17 protein-coding genes are annotated in these 13,665 nt (G+C 66.7%); 4 read left to right on the forward strand and 13 right to left on the reverse strand.

Annotated features, from left to right (window positions below):
• Positions 1-48: 48 nt before the first annotated feature.
• Positions 49-339, forward strand: a complete 291-nt coding sequence (locus MYA_RS12645; protein WP_011886093.1) for a YciI family protein — start codon at positions 49-51, stop codon at positions 337-339.
• A gap of 161 nt (positions 340-500) precedes the next feature.
• On the opposite strand, the gene MYA_RS12650 is transcribed toward MYA_RS12645, so the two are convergent.
• From MYA_RS12650 to MYA_RS12670, 5 genes are read right to left on the reverse strand one after another with little or no spacing between them, the layout of a single operon-like run.
• Positions 501-1,118: an SCO family protein gene (locus MYA_RS12650; RefSeq protein WP_014723689.1), complete on the reverse strand. Its 618-nt coding sequence runs from the start codon at positions 1,116-1,118 to the stop codon at positions 501-503.
• Positions 1,119-1,136: 18 nt separating this feature from the next.
• Positions 1,137-2,039, reverse strand: a complete 903-nt coding sequence (gene cyoE, locus MYA_RS12655; RefSeq protein WP_011886095.1) for a heme o synthase — start codon at positions 2,037-2,039, stop codon at positions 1,137-1,139.
• A gap of 8 nt (positions 2,040-2,047) precedes the next feature.
• On the reverse strand, positions 2,048-3,160 hold the full coding sequence (locus MYA_RS12660) for a COX15/CtaA family protein (RefSeq protein ID WP_014723690.1): 1,113 nt from the start codon (positions 3,158-3,160) through the stop codon (positions 2,048-2,050).
• Between the two features lie 25 nt (positions 3,161-3,185).
• Complete coding sequence (locus tag MYA_RS12665; protein ID WP_014723691.1) at positions 3,186-3,812, reverse strand: SCO family protein; 627 nt, start codon at positions 3,810-3,812, stop codon at positions 3,186-3,188.
• Positions 3,813-3,872: 60 nt separating this feature from the next.
• Positions 3,873-4,583, reverse strand: a complete 711-nt coding sequence (locus tag MYA_RS12670; protein WP_011886098.1) for an SURF1 family protein — start codon at positions 4,581-4,583, stop codon at positions 3,873-3,875.
• 84 nt (positions 4,584-4,667) lie between these two features.
• On the opposite strand from MYA_RS12670, the gene MYA_RS12675 reads away from it, so the two are divergent.
• Positions 4,668-4,877, forward strand: a complete 210-nt coding sequence (locus MYA_RS12675; RefSeq protein WP_011886099.1) for a twin transmembrane helix small protein — start codon at positions 4,668-4,670, stop codon at positions 4,875-4,877.
• A gap of 238 nt (positions 4,878-5,115) precedes the next feature.
• On the opposite strand, the gene MYA_RS12680 is transcribed toward MYA_RS12675, so the two are convergent.
• From MYA_RS12680 to MYA_RS12715, 8 genes are all read right to left on the reverse strand, one after another.
• Positions 5,116-5,973: a cytochrome c oxidase subunit 3 gene (locus MYA_RS12680; protein ID WP_011886100.1), complete on the reverse strand. Its 858-nt coding sequence runs from the start codon at positions 5,971-5,973 to the stop codon at positions 5,116-5,118.
• 139 nt (positions 5,974-6,112) lie between these two features.
• Positions 6,113-6,313, reverse strand: coding sequence for a DUF2970 domain-containing protein (locus MYA_RS12685; RefSeq protein WP_011886101.1), 201 nt, complete (start codon positions 6,311-6,313; stop codon positions 6,113-6,115).
• 16 nt (positions 6,314-6,329) lie between these two features.
• Positions 6,330-6,938: a cytochrome c oxidase assembly protein gene (locus MYA_RS12690; RefSeq protein ID WP_014723693.1), complete on the reverse strand. Its 609-nt coding sequence runs from the start codon at positions 6,936-6,938 to the stop codon at positions 6,330-6,332.
• Between the two features lie 35 nt (positions 6,939-6,973).
• Entirely contained in the window at positions 6,974-7,114 is a 141-nt protein-coding gene (locus tag MYA_RS31935) for a cytochrome oxidase small assembly protein (protein ID WP_006760728.1), read from the reverse strand.
• Positions 7,115-7,205: 91 nt separating this feature from the next.
• The gene (gene ctaD / locus MYA_RS12700) at positions 7,206-8,813 is read right to left on the reverse strand and encodes a cytochrome c oxidase subunit I (protein WP_011886103.1); all 1,608 of its coding nucleotides are present in this window, start codon (positions 8,811-8,813) and stop codon (positions 7,206-7,208) included.
• Between the two features lie 43 nt (positions 8,814-8,856).
• Positions 8,857-10,443 (reverse strand): cytochrome c oxidase subunit II, encoded by a 1,587-nt coding sequence (coxB, locus tag MYA_RS12705; RefSeq protein ID WP_014723694.1) that lies wholly within the window; start codon positions 10,441-10,443, stop codon positions 8,857-8,859.
• Positions 10,444-10,496: 53 nt separating this feature from the next.
• Entirely contained in the window at positions 10,497-11,021 is a 525-nt protein-coding gene (locus tag MYA_RS12710; protein ID WP_011886105.1) for a DUF2244 domain-containing protein, read from the reverse strand.
• Between the two features lie 195 nt (positions 11,022-11,216).
• Positions 11,217-12,182 carry a methyltransferase domain-containing protein gene (locus MYA_RS12715; RefSeq protein WP_041493895.1) on the reverse strand — a complete coding sequence of 322 codons (966 nt, stop codon included), beginning with the start codon at positions 12,180-12,182 and terminating at the stop codon, positions 11,217-11,219.
• 82 nt (positions 12,183-12,264) lie between these two features.
• On the opposite strand from MYA_RS12715, the gene MYA_RS12720 reads away from it, so the two are divergent.
• The gene (locus tag MYA_RS12720) at positions 12,265-13,077 is read left to right on the forward strand and encodes a ComF family protein (RefSeq protein WP_014723696.1); all 813 of its coding nucleotides are present in this window, start codon (positions 12,265-12,267) and stop codon (positions 13,075-13,077) included.
• A gap of 117 nt (positions 13,078-13,194) precedes the next feature.
• The gene (gene trmL / locus MYA_RS12725) at positions 13,195-13,665 is read left to right on the forward strand and encodes a tRNA (uridine(34)/cytosine(34)/5-carboxymethylaminomethyluridine(34)-2'-O)-methyltransferase TrmL (RefSeq protein WP_014723697.1); all 471 of its coding nucleotides are present in this window, start codon (positions 13,195-13,197) and stop codon (positions 13,663-13,665) included.

A 13,665-nucleotide genomic window follows, 5' to 3' on the forward strand; every position in this document is an offset into this window, starting at 1 on the left:
GACCGGCTGGCCGGCGCGCAGCGCGCCGGCGCCATTCCGGGATCATCCATGTACGTCATCGACATCCAGTACCACGCGTCGCTCGAGCGCATCGACGATGCACTCGAACGCCATCGCGCGTATCTGCAGCCGCTGTTCGAGCGCGGCATCTTCATCGCGGCGGGGCCGAAGGTGCCGCGCGAAGGCGGCGTGATTCTCGCCGCGCGCATCGACCGCGACGAACTCGACGCGATTCTCGCCACCGATCCGTTCGTGACCGAAGGGCTCGCGACCTATCGCGTCACCGAATTCCGGATCACGCGCGCCGCGCAGGGTTTCAACGTGCCGGCGCTGCCGTGACCGACGCGGCGGCGCATGAACGCACGCGCGCACGACGTGCGCACGCGCATCGTGCATCGCGATCGGACAGGAAAGAGGGAAGCAGGCGTGACGGCGGCGCCGTCACGCGTCGCGCCGGGCAGCGGCCCGCGCGCTGAGGCGCCGAGGCGGCTTGGCGCCGCTCAGTCGACCAGCAGTTTCAGGTCGTGGACCCACGGGCCGGGGCCCTGGCCGTCGCGCACGAACAGGCGCAGCTTGCCGTCGCGATCGAACACGTAGCTCGCGGCGGTGTGATCCATCGTGTAGCTGCCGGGCGTCTTGCCGGGCACCTTCGCGTAGTACACGCGGAAGTCCTTCGTGACCTTCTTGAGCTGCGCTTCGTCGGCCGGCCGCAGCCCGATGAACGACGGATCGAACGCGGGCACGTACTGGCCGAGCAGCGCCGGCGTGTCGCGCTCCGGATCGACGGTGACGAACAGCACCTGCACCCGCTTCGCCGCATCGGGGCCCAGCTGCTTCAGCGCCTCGGACAGCTCGGCCATCGTGGTCGGGCACACGTCCGGACAGTGCGTATAGCCGAAGAACATCACGACCGCGCGGCCCTTGAAGTCGGCGAGCGTGCGCACCTTGCCGGCGGTGTCGGGCAGCGAGAAGTCGGTGCCGAACTGCGTATTGCCGGTGATGTCGAGATTCTGGAATTTCGGCGCGTTGTCGCAACCGGCGAGCAGCGTCGCGGCGGCGAACGCGCACGCGAGCAGCCAGCCTTGGCGCGCGCGGCGCCCGAACCGTGAATGGAGCATTGCGTTCAAACCGTGCAGTTACACGCCGAGCAACGGGCGCGCATAGTGATCGACGAGCAGCGCGGCGAACAGCAGCGACAGGTAGACGATCGAGTAGCGGAACGCCTTGCGGGCGAGCGCATCCGAATAGTCGCGGTAGATCTTCCACGCATACGCGAGGAACACCGCGCCGAGCAGCACCGCGCTCGTCAGGTAGACGGCGCCGCTCATGCCGGAAATGAACGGCATCAGCGTGACGGCGAACAGGATCACCGTGTACAGCAGGATGTGCAGCCGCGTGTATTGCTCGCCGTGCGTGACCGGCAGCATCGGCAGCCCCGCGTTTTCGTAATCCTTGCGGCGATAGAGCGCGAGCACCCAGAAATGCGGCGGCGTCCACACGAAGATGATCAGCACGAGAATCCACGCGTCGCCCGGCACCGCGCCGGTGACCGCGGCCCAGCCGAGCGCCGGCGGCATCGCGCCCGACGCGCCGCCGATCACGATGTTCTGCGGCGTCATCGGCTTGAGCAGCAGCGTGTAGATCACCGCGTAGCCGACGAACGTCGCGATCGTCAGCCACATCGTCAGCGGGTTCGTGAACGTGTAGAGCGTCCATGCGCCGATGCTGCCGAGCACGGCCGAGAACAGCAGGATCTGCGGCGTCGTGATCTCGCCGCGCGCGGACGGCCGCCACGCGGTACGGCGCATCATCGCGTCGATCTTCTGCTCGACCAGACAATTGATCGCGAACGCGGCGCCGGCCAGCAGCCAGATGCCGACCGTACCGCCGATCAGCACGCGCCACGGCACCATGCCCGGCGTCGCGAGGAACATGCCGATCACCGCGCAGAACACCGCGAGCTGCGTGACACGCGGCTTCGTCAGCGCCATGTACTGCGAAAACCGGCTACCGGGCGATTGGGAGAGGATGCTTTGCATGGGGGCGGTCACGCCGGGGCGGCGTCGCGCGCGGGCTGCACGACACGGCCGGGGCGGCTTGAAAGGATGCGAAAGTTTAACATGACGACGAGCAGCAGCAGGATCGCGGCGCCGCCGTTGTGCGCGACGGCGACCGGCAGCGGCCACTGCAGCACGATGTTGGTCAGGCCCGTCAGAAACTGCAGCAGCACGACCAGCAGCACGCCGTTCGCCGGCCGCCGCAGCGACTCGAAGCGGCGCATCTTCAGCGCGAACGCGACCAGATACGCGACGACGACGAACGCGAACGTGCGGTGCGTCCAGTGGATCGCGACCAGCGCGTCCTGCGTGATCGCGTCGCCGTCCTTCGTCATCCCGAGCGCGCGCCACAGATGGAAGCCCTGGCCGAAATTCATCGGCGGAATCCACTGGCCGTTGCAGGTCGGGAAGTCGGTGCACGCGAGCACCGCGTAGTTCGTGCTCACCCAGCCGCCGAGCGCGATCTGCACGACCAGCAACACCAGCGCGGCGAGTGCGGCGGCGCGGTAGCGGCCGGCCTCCGGATCATGCGCGGGCAGCGGCGTCTGCCGCGCCGCGAGCCAGCCGAGCGTGCCGAGCAGCGCGAGGCCGAGCAGCAGATGGGTCGTGACGATCACCGGCTGCAGCTTCATCGTGACGGTCCACGCGCCGAACGCGCCCTGCACGACGATCAGCAGCAGCAGGCTCGTCGGCCACCACGGCGACACCGACAGCGGGCGGCGGCGCAGCCGCGCCGACCACGCGATCACCACCTGCGCGATGATCAGCACGCCGATCGCCATCGCGAAATAGCGGTGGATCATCTCGATCCACGCCTTCGACATGCTGACGGGGCCGCTCGGCATCGCCTGGTGGGCGGCCGTGATCGCCGCGTGCGCGATGAACGGCGACGACGTGCCGTAGCAGCCCGGCCAGTCGGGGCAGCCGAGGCCCGAATCGGTGAGACGCGTGAAGCCGCCGAACATCACGAGGTCCAGCGTCATGAAGGTGGTGACCCACACCAGCTTGCGGAACTTGTCGTCGTCGGCCTTCACCCACACGTACGACAGCGGCAGCAGCGCGATGCACAGGCCGATCAGGCCGAGTTGCAGTAGATACGACATCGAATGTGTGCCTCGTTGTGTCGCCTTAACCGATGCTCGACCACTTCAGCAACTTCGTGACGTCCGTCTTGATCTTGCTGGGGTTCGGGTTCTTCGGGAAACGCATCATCAGGTTGCCGTTCGGATCGACCAGGTAGAGGTGGTCGCTGTCCGTCGTGCCCGCGTCGGCCGGCAGCCATGCGGCGACCGCGGCCGGATCGGCGACCAGCCGCCGCGTGTCCGGGTAGGCCTCGAGCACCTTCGGCGGAATCGCGCCCGCATCGCTGCGCAGCCACACCATCGTCAGCCGGTGGCGCTCGCCCGCCTGCGTGACGCGGATCTGGCGCATGAAATAGAGCTTCTGCGCGCAGGCATCGTCGCATGCGCTGCGGTCGGTCATCACGAACAGCCACACGCCGCGCAGCGACGCCAGCGGCACCGTCCTGCCGGTTTCGTCGGTGACCTGCAGGTCGGCCGGGATCGGCCGCTGCGGCTCGATCAGCGTGCCGTAGTTGGTCGAGCCGCCCTTCGGCTTGATCACGTAATAGGTGAAGTACGACGCGATGATCGGCGCCGCGCACACGAGCCCGAGCAGCACGAGCATCCAGCGGCCGCGCTTGCGCGCCGCCGGCGAAACCGGCGTCGCGGCCGGACCCTGACGGGAAGATTGCATGGACAAATCAAACCTCTCGAAACGAACCCGCGGCGCCGTCGCCGCGTCCGGGCACCGCGCTCACGCGTCGGCCGACTTCTTCGCCGCCCGCCGCGCGGCGTACAGGCCGAAACCGAGCGCGGCTGCGGCGATGCCCCACCACTGAAACATGTAACCGTAATTGCGCTCGACGCCGGTCGTCGCGGCCGGCCAGTCGCGCACGAGCCGGTCGCCGTCGTCGCTCGTCTGCTGGATCACGAACGGCTGCAGCGGCAAGCCGGTTTCCTTCGCATACGCGGCCACGTCCAGGTTCTGGCGGATCTTCTGGTGCGCGGCCGAGCCGCCTTCGCCGAGCTCGAACGCACGCGACGCGTCGGCGCGCGCGATGCCTTCGATCTCGATGTCGCCCGCGGGCGTCGAAAACGGCTCGATCGCCGTGCGATCGGCGATGTTGCGCGGCAGCCAGCCGCGATTCACCAGCACGACGCCGCCGCCCGCGAGTTTAAACGGCATCACGACGTAAAAACCCGGCTGGTCGTTATACGGCCGATTGTCGAGGAACACCACCTGCTCGGGCATGAAGCGGCCTTTCGCCCGCACGCGGTGAAACTCGATCGACGCCAGCGCAACCGGCTGCGCGCCCAGGTCGACCGGCGCGGCGTGCTCGTAGCGCACGATGTCCGCCTGCAGCGCCTCCTTCTGATGCGCGCGGTCGCGCTGCCAGAAGCCGAGGCGGATCGCCGCGGCGACGACGGCGAGTATCAGCAGCGCGGGCAGCCAGCGGATCTTCATCGCGCCGCCCACCGGCCGCAGCCGCGAAAGCGAAGTGCGATAATTATCCGCTTCCTGTCGAATTGCCGTCGTCCGGTTCGTGTCATGCACATCCTCGTTCCCATCGCCTTCGTCCTGATCATCGCCAGCATGGGCTCGGCGCTCTACTTCATGATGCACGACCGCGGCCACACGAAACGCATGGCCTGGTCGCTCGCCACCCGCGTCGGGCTGTCGGTGTCGCTGTTCCTGTTCATCCTGTTCGCGAACTGGATGGGCTGGATCCATTCGACCGGCCTGCCCATCGGGCGTTGATGGATTCGCTGCGGCAGCCGACGCTGCGGCAACCGGTGCCGCGGCAGCCGGTGCTGCGTCTGCGGGCGCCACAGCAGCCGCTGTGACATATCGCCGCACACCGGCGCCGCCAAGCAAAAGCGCCGCCTGACTGAGTCGCGGCGGCGCCCGGTGGCGTCGGGCGCGCGGCAACCGTCAGCTGCCCGCACCCCGCCAATCTGAAACGGCCCGCGCATCGCTGCGCGGGCCGTCGTTCCATTTACAGCCAGTAGACGACGACGTACAGGCCGAGCCAGACGACGTCGACGAAGTGCCAGTACCACGCGGCGCCTTCGAATGCGAAATGGTGATCCGGCTTGAAGTGGCCGCGGATCATCCGCACCAGCACCACCGCGAGCATCGTGCCGCCGAGGAACACGTGGAAACCGTGGAAGCCCGTCAGCAGGAAGAACGTCGAGCCATAGACACCCGAATTCAGCGTGAGGTTCAGTTCGTTGTACGCGTGGTAGTACTCGAAGCCCTGCAGGAACAGGAAGCAGACACCGAACACGAGCGTCGCGGCGAGCCATGCGATCGCCTTCTTGCGGTGATCGTCGCGCAGCGCATGGTGCGAGATCGTCAGCGTGACGCCCGACGACAGCAGCAGCGCGGTGTTCAGCGTCGGGATCGGCCACGGCCCCATCGTCTTGAAGTGACCGGCGAGCGCGCCCGGCCCTTCGTTCGGCCACACGGCGGAGAAGTCCGGCCAGATCAGCTTGTAGTCGAGGCTGCCGAGCTGGTGCAGCGCGATTTCACGTGCGTAGAACAGCGCGCCGAAGAATGCGCCGAAGAACATCACTTCGGAGAAGATGAACCAGCTCATGCTCCAGCGGTACGACTTGTCGACGTTCTTGCCGTAATGACCGCCTTCCGACTCGGAAATCGCGTCACCGAACCAGTGATACAGCGTGAAGAGCAGCCACAGCAGCCCGAGCAGCGCCGTAAACGGCGCCCAGTCGTGACCGTTGAGCCACAGCGCCACCGACCCAAGCATGACCAGCAGGCCGACGGCCGCGCTGATCGGATGCTGCGACGGATGCGGCACGAAATAGTACGGGGTCTGGTTTTGACCGCTCATGCTTGATTCTCCACTTCAGTCCAATTTGTGTACCGGAAACCGCTCCGGTCTTATTTCTGGCGCGGCGCGACGGCCGCCACTCTTTCCCGTACGCGGCGCCCGGGGCGCCACGCACTGCATTCTTTCGTCGCCGCGGGCGTCAGCCCACGACCGCACGCACGATCAGGATCAGCACGCCGATGAACATGCCGGCCGCGATCAACGCGACGATCAGCACGTGCAACGGATTGAGCTGCGTCGCATCGGCTTCGAGATCGCGCCGCTTGCGCACCCCGAAGAACGACCACAACACCGCCCGTACCGCCTGGCCGAACGTCCCGCTCCGCTTGGTCTCCGTCATCGCCCCGTCTCCGTGGTCATGCAGCCGGTTTCGCCGCGCCCTGCTCCGCGCTCTTGCGCGGCGCCGGCGCCGGCGCGGCCGGCGTATTGAGCTCGAAGAACGTGTACGACAGCGTGATCGTCTTCACGTCCTTCGGCAGTTTCGGATCGATCACGAACACCACCGGCATCTTGCGCGACTCGTTCGCGGCCAGCGTCTGCTGCGTGAAGCAAAAACACTCGATCTTCTTGAAGAACTCCGTCGCCTGCTTCGGCGCGTAGCTCGGAATCGCCTGCGCCACCACCGACCGGGCCTGCCCGTTGGTCACGTCGTAGACGATCGTCGTCAGCTCGCCCGGATGCACGTCGAGGCTGTTGTGCTCCGGCTTGAAACCGAGCGGGCCGCGCGCATTCGCATCGAACTCCACCGACACCGTGCGGCCGTAGTCGACCTGCGAGCTCTTCGCTTCGCGCGCGCTGACATCGCGCTGCACCAGATTGTTGATGCCGGTGATCTGGCAAATCGCGCGATACATCGGAATCAGCGCGAAGCCGAAGCCGAACATCAGTGCGGCGACGACGAAGAGCTTCACCAGCATCGAACGATTGAACGCCCGATCGACGGCGCCATCTTCCGGCTTCGACATACGACTACTTCCTCGCTACTGCGTCAGTTGCTGCATCAGTGAGTGGACAGCCACCACTGCTTGATCACGACACCCACAAAGAAAACGGCGGCGATGACGAGCAGGATGAGGCCGAGCCGCTTGTTGCCCGCGCGAATCTGCTCGGGCGTTCGTCTTTCTTGTGGATTCCGGTTCATCTGGAACTTCGCTGAAACTGCGCTGAAACTTCGGTCCGGCGCCCGCCGCGCCTGCCTGCACGGCAGGCAGCGGCGGAACGCACGGCGTAACTTATTCCACGTGCGGCGGTTGCTCGAACGTGTGGAACGGAGCCGGGCTCGGCACCGTCCATTCGAGGCCCGTCGCGCCGTCCCACGGCTTGTCCGACGCCTTTTCGAGGTCGCCGCCACCACGGTAGGCCGGCAGCGCGACCGCGAACAGGAAGTACACCTGCGCGAGGCCGAAACCGAATGCACCGATCGTCGCGATCTGGTTGAAGTCGGTGAACTGCGCCGGGTAGTCCGCATAGCGACGCGGCATGCCCGCGAGGCCGACGAAGTGCATCGGGAAGAACGTCAGGTTGAAGAAGATCATCGACGACCAGAAGTGGATCTTGCCGCGCGTCTCGTTGTACATCCAGCCCGTCCACTTCGGCGACCAGTAGTACCAGCCCGCGAACAGCGCGAACAGGGAACCGGCCACCAGCACGTAGTGGAAGTGCGCGACCACGAAGTAAGTGCCGTGGTACTGGATGTCGAGCGGCGCCATCGCCAGCATCAGGCCCGTCAGGCCGCCGAACGTGAACACGAACAGGAAGCCGATCGCGAACATCATCGGCGTTTCGAACGTCATCGAGCCGCGCCACATCGTCGCGAGCCAGTTGAACACCTTCACGCCCGTCGGCACCGCGATCAGCATCGTCGCGTACATGAAGAACAGCTGACCGGTGACCGGCATGCCCGTGGCGAACATGTGGTGCGCCCAGACCATGAACGACAGGATCGCGATCGACGCGGTCGCGTACACCATCGAGCTGTAGCCGAACAGCGTCTTGCGCGCGAACGCCGGGATCACCTGCGACACGATCCCGAACGCCGGCAGAATCATGATGTACACCTCGGGGTGGCCGAAGAACCAGAAGATGTGCTGGTACATCACCGGGTCGCCGCCGCCTGCCGCGTTGAAGAACGACGTGCCGAAGTGGCGATCGAACAGCACCATCGTGATCGCGCCCGCGAGAACCGGCATCACGGCGATCAGCAGGTACGCGGTGATCAGCCAGGTCCATGCGAACATCGGCATCTTCATCAGCGTCATGCCCGGTGCGCGCATGTTCAGGATCGTCACGACGATGTTGATGCCGCCCATGATCGACGACGCGCCCATGATGTGGACCGCGAAGATCGCGAAGTCCATGCCCGGGCCCATCTGCGTCGACAGCGGTGCGTACAGCGTCCAGCCGGCGGCCGTCGCGCCGCCCGGCGCGAAGAACGAACCGACCAGCAGCACGGCCGCGACCGGCAGCAGCCAGAAGCTGAAGTTGTTCATCCGCGCGAACGCCATGTCGGATGCGCCGATCTGCAGCGGAATCATCCAGTTCGCGAAGCCGACGAACGCCGGCATGATCGCGCCGAACACCATGATCAGCCCGTGCATCGTCGTGAGTTCGTTGAAGAACTCCGGACGCATGATCTGCAGGCCCGGCTCGAACAGCTCGGCCCGGATCGCGAGCGCCATCACGCCGCCCGACAGGAACATGATGAACGAGAACAGCAGGTACAGCGTACCGATGTCCTTGTGGTTGGTGGCGAACAGCCAGCGGCGCCAGCCGTGCGGTGTTTCGTGCGCGTGGTCGTCGTGCGCGTGGCCCGCGGCTACGTCGTGCCCGATGCTAGACATGAGAATCTCCTAATGCGAATACGTCGACTAACTCAGCGACACGTCAAGCCGCCGGCCCGATCTCGACGCGCCGCGCTTCCTTCGCGTCGGCGCCGCCCGTGATCGTTTCCGGCTTCTTGAGAACAATGTGGTCTTCCGCCACGCCCGCAGCCTTCAGCGCATCGCGCACGGCTTGCGCGCGGCGCTTCGCGAGCTCCGCATTGGCGTCGGCCGAGCCCGACTTGTCGGTGAAGCCCGACAGCGCGAGCTTCGCGTCCGGATGCGCCTTCGCATAGTCGGCCGCGGCGGCGATCGCCGCCTTCGCGTCGGCCGGCAGCACGCTCTTGCCCGTTTCGAAGTAGACCGTGGACACCGCCGCCGCTGCGGCCGGCTGCTCGGCCGCGCCCGACGCGGCTTGCGCCGGCGCCAATGCCGCGTCGGCCGGTGCGGCCGCGCCTGCTGCGTCTTCCGGCATCTTGCCGTTGCGTGCGTCGGCTACCTGCTTCGGTTGCAGCAGGTCGTTCTTGTGGTTGCCCCACGAATTGCGTTCGTAGGTGATGACCGATGCGATGTCGAGGTCCGACAGCGACGCCCACGACGGCATCGCGCCCTTGCCGTGCAGCACGCGCTCGACGTGGCCGGCGATCGGGCCGTTCACGATCGCGCTGCCGTCCATCGCGGGAAACGCGCCGAGGCCCTTGCCGTTCACCTGGTGGCAGGCCGCGCAGTTCGCCTTGTAGACTTCCTCGCCGTGCGCGACGAGTTCGGCCATCGTGTAGACCTTGTTCGGATCGACCGCTGCGTTCGCGAGCTTGCCCTTCTGCGCGCTGACCCACTTCGCGTAGTCTTCGTCCGACAGCACTTCGACGACGACCGGCATGAACGCGTGTTCCTTGCCGCACAGTTCGGTACAGAAGCCGCGGAACGTGCCGACCTTGTCGGCCTTGAACCACGTATCGCGCACGAAGCCGGGGATCGCATCCTGCTTCACGCCGAACGCGGGCACGTACCACGAGTGGACGACGTCGTTCGCGGTCGTGATGATCCGGATCTTCTTGTTGACCGGCACGACGAGCGGGTTGTCGACTTCCTGCAGATAGGTTTCGGTGATCGGCTTCTTGCCCATCACTTCGTCACGCGGCGTGCTGAGCGTCGACAGGAAGCTGATGCCCTCGCCCGGGCCCTTCACGTAGTCGTAGCCCCACTTCCACTGATAGCCGGTGACCTTGATGGTGAGATCGGCGTTGGTGGTGTCCTTCATCGCGACGACGGCCTTCGTGGCCGGCAGCGCCATCAGCACGACGATGATGAACGGCACGATCGTCCAGATGATTTCGACGGTCGTGCTTTCATGGAAATTGGCGGCCTTGTGGCCTTTGGATTTGCGGTGCGCGAAGATCGAATAGAACATCACGCCGAACACGCCGACGAAGATCACCGTACAGAGGATCAGCATCATCGTGTGGAGATCGTAGAGCTCCTCGGCGATCTTCGTGACCGGCGGCTGAAAGTTGATCTCGTTGACGCGGGGGCCGCCCGGGCTATCACCGACCGCCAGAGCAGCGCCGGCAAAGAGCAGACTGCTGCATGCCAGCACGCCCGTGAGGGCTCGCTTGATTGTTTTCATAGCATCCTTACCCAAAATTTCCATTCAAACCCTCCCCCGTCGCAAGCCTCCGGCCCTGGGCCGGTGCCTGCGCCTCGTCAGCCGCAGCGCCTGAGCGACACGCGCAGTTCGTCGGCGAACTGCGCACGCTTGTACTGCGCGAGATGCTGCCCGATTACGACGGTCTGCCCGCGCGATACCAGTCGAATCGGATCGCGTGGCGTCGCACCCGGCTCGACCCGCACCCAGCGCGGGTTGAATTCGATCTGCGTGAACCGCTCCGCATCCATCCGCTCGATCACGAGCCGGTGCGAAAACAGCCTGATACGCTCGTAATCGACTGCATGGCGCGCATAGATCGCGAACGCGACGCCTACCGCCAGCAATTCGATCCCGGTGAAGGGCATGACGAGCCACGCTCCCCGCCACATCAGCAATGCCGCGATCACCAGCGAGAAGCCCGCGAGCGACACGTAAAACAGCACGAACTGCCGCGGCGATACCGAACAGTTGCGTTTCATGAGCCAGTCTGCGATGACCGGTTCGCCGTTCGTCGACTCCGCCAAAACACTCGCTGCTTCCATCGCCGCCTCACGCGAATGGCATGCGATGCATGCCTGCATCGGACTCGTCGCACCGTATTGCGGGGACCCCGGGGCGACAAGCTGACGCATTATAGGCGCGTTCAATGGCATCCACAAGCAAGCGACTATCGGCCCGCGAGCCAAGCGCCACAAGCCTCCTGGCCGTTTTTCGGATCACTTCGACCGCGCTTCGCGCCGCTAATTTCTGACATAACAAAACCGCTCTTTACCGCTTCACCGATTCTTCGGACGCCCCTTGCCGATGTCCTCGATGCGCACGATCCCGTGTCCGTCGGCGGTCGTGCGCGGCACGGCTTTCCACGCGTGGCCGTAGATCACCTCGAACGTCAGCGCGATCGTGCCGTCCGCGCGGCGGCGCGCTTCCAGCGCCTCGCAGAGCGCCGCGCGAAAGCGCCGCGTCGCGCGCTGCGGCGCGACGCGCTCGAACGGATACGCGCCCCAGCGACGTACGTCGGCCAGCAGCGAATCGGGCGTCTTATATGTAACGGTGAGCACTTCCTGATCCATCACGGGGATCTCGAAGCCGCTCTCGACGAGCATGTCGCCAAGGTCGTGCATGTCGACGAAATCGATCACGCGCGCGGCGGGCGGCGCGATGCCGAGCGCCGCTTCGGCGTCCGCGCAGGCCGCGCGCAGCTCGCGCAGCGTATCGGGGCCGAGCGTGCTGAACATCAGCAGGCCGTTGACGCGCAGCACGCGCTGCCATTCGGGGAACACGGTATCGGGACGCGAATGCCAGTGCAGCGCGAGATTCGACCAGATCAGGTCGAATGCGCCGGCCGCGAACGGCAGCACCGAGAAGTCGGCCTGTGCGACGCGCGCGCCGCGCTGGCCCAGCGCGCGGCCGAGCGAGGCGGGCAGCCAGCGGCGCCAGCTGGTCTGCTCGACTTCGCGCTGGCCCGCGCGCGCCAGCATCGCGCCCGACAGGTCGACGCCGAACACCGGCGCCTCGGGAAAGCGCGCGCGCAACGCCGGCAGGTCGTCGCCCGGGCCGCAGCCCGCATCGAGCACGGCCGCGGGGCTCACCTTGATGTATTCGAGCCGCTCGTTCATCCGCTGCGCGATCTCGCGCGGCAGGAACGCAACGGCGTCGAATGCGGCCGCGCGACGATCGAAGATTCGCCGCAAACGCCGGGCGTCATTGGCCGGACGGCCGGTTGGAGTCGAAGCTGGGGACATGTCGGGCACACTGGCGAAGAGCCCGAAGTATACTCGCTCGCCTCGCGGCCTTCAGCGAGCGGGCACCTGCGGAGTGTTGGCGATGGACGGCCGTTCGTCGGCGCGCGTCACGCGCGTCGTTTTGTCGCATGCTCGCATGCTGTTGACACACGTCATTGCAGCCGCGCTGCCGAATCGGTGCGCGCTGTGCGGCAATTTGTCACATAACGTCATTTGCGACGCATGCGATGCCGCGTACTGGAATGAAGCGCGGCTGCGTTGCGAGGTCTGTGCGCTACCGCTGGGCGTCGGTCGCGCAAGCATGCGCAGGCCGGGCAGCCGACACGGTGGCGCTGACGCGACGTCCGCCTACCGTTGCGACGGATGCCGCGCGACGCCGCCGCCGTTCGACGCGACGCTCGCGCTCGCCGATTACCGCGCACCGCTCGACGGGCTCGCGCGCGGGCTGAAATTTCGCGCGCGCCTCGCGCTCGGTGCGGAATTCGCCGCGCGGCTCGCCTCGCGGATCGACGACACCGACACGTTGCGCCGCGCGAGCGGCTTCGACGTGATCGCGCCGGTGCCGCTCGCGCGCGGACGGCTGGTCGCGCGCGGCTACAACCAGGCGTGGGCGATCGCGCGACCGCTGGCGCGCCAGCTCGGTGTGCGCGCCGACGCGGCGCTGCTCGAACGCGTGACCGAGACCGCGCCGCAGTCGCGGCTCGACCGCCGCGCGCGGCGCGACAACGTGAGCGCGGCGTTCGCGGTGACGAGCGACCTCGCCGGCCGTCACGTTGCGCTGGTCGACGACGTGATGACGTCCGGCGCGACGCTCGCGGCCGCCGCGCATGCATTGAAGGCGGCGGGCGCCGCGCGCGTGACGAATCTGGTTGCGCTGCGCACCGCCAGGGATTAATTAGATGGACAGCAAAGAGGCCGGCCGCCCGGATACGGCGCCGGCCGCCACGAACCGGCCGGCCGGGAACGAGCAGCAGCGTTGCTCCGCCCCGGCCGGCCCAGCCAGACCCAACCCATGTTCAACGTCGTTCTCGTCGCCCCCGAAATTCCGCCGAACACCGGCAACGTGATCCGCCTGTGCGCGAACACCGGCGCGCGCCTGCATCTGATCGAGCCGCTCGGCTTCCCGCTCGACGACGCGAAGATGCGCCGCGCGGGCCTCGACTATCACGAATACGCGGAAATGCGCGTGCACCGCGACTGGGATGCGTTCGTCGCGGCCGAGTCGCCCGATCCCGCGCGGATGTTCGCGTTCACGACCCGCGGCTCGGGGCGCTTCCACGACCACGCGTTCGTGCCGGGCGACTGGTTCGTGTTCGGCTCCGAAACCCGCGGGCTGCCGGCCGAGCTTCTCGAGCGCTTTCCGGGCGAGCAGCGCGTGCGCCTGCCGATGCGGCCCGGCAACCGCAGCCTGAACCTGTCGAATACGGTGGCCGTGGTCGTGTTCGAAGCTTGGCGCCAGGCCGGCTTCGAAGGCGGCGCCTGA

Origin of the sequence: Burkholderia sp. KJ006 (assembly GCF_000262695.1) — a bacterium.
Lineage (GTDB): Bacteria > Pseudomonadota > Gammaproteobacteria > Burkholderiales > Burkholderiaceae > Burkholderia > Burkholderia vietnamiensis.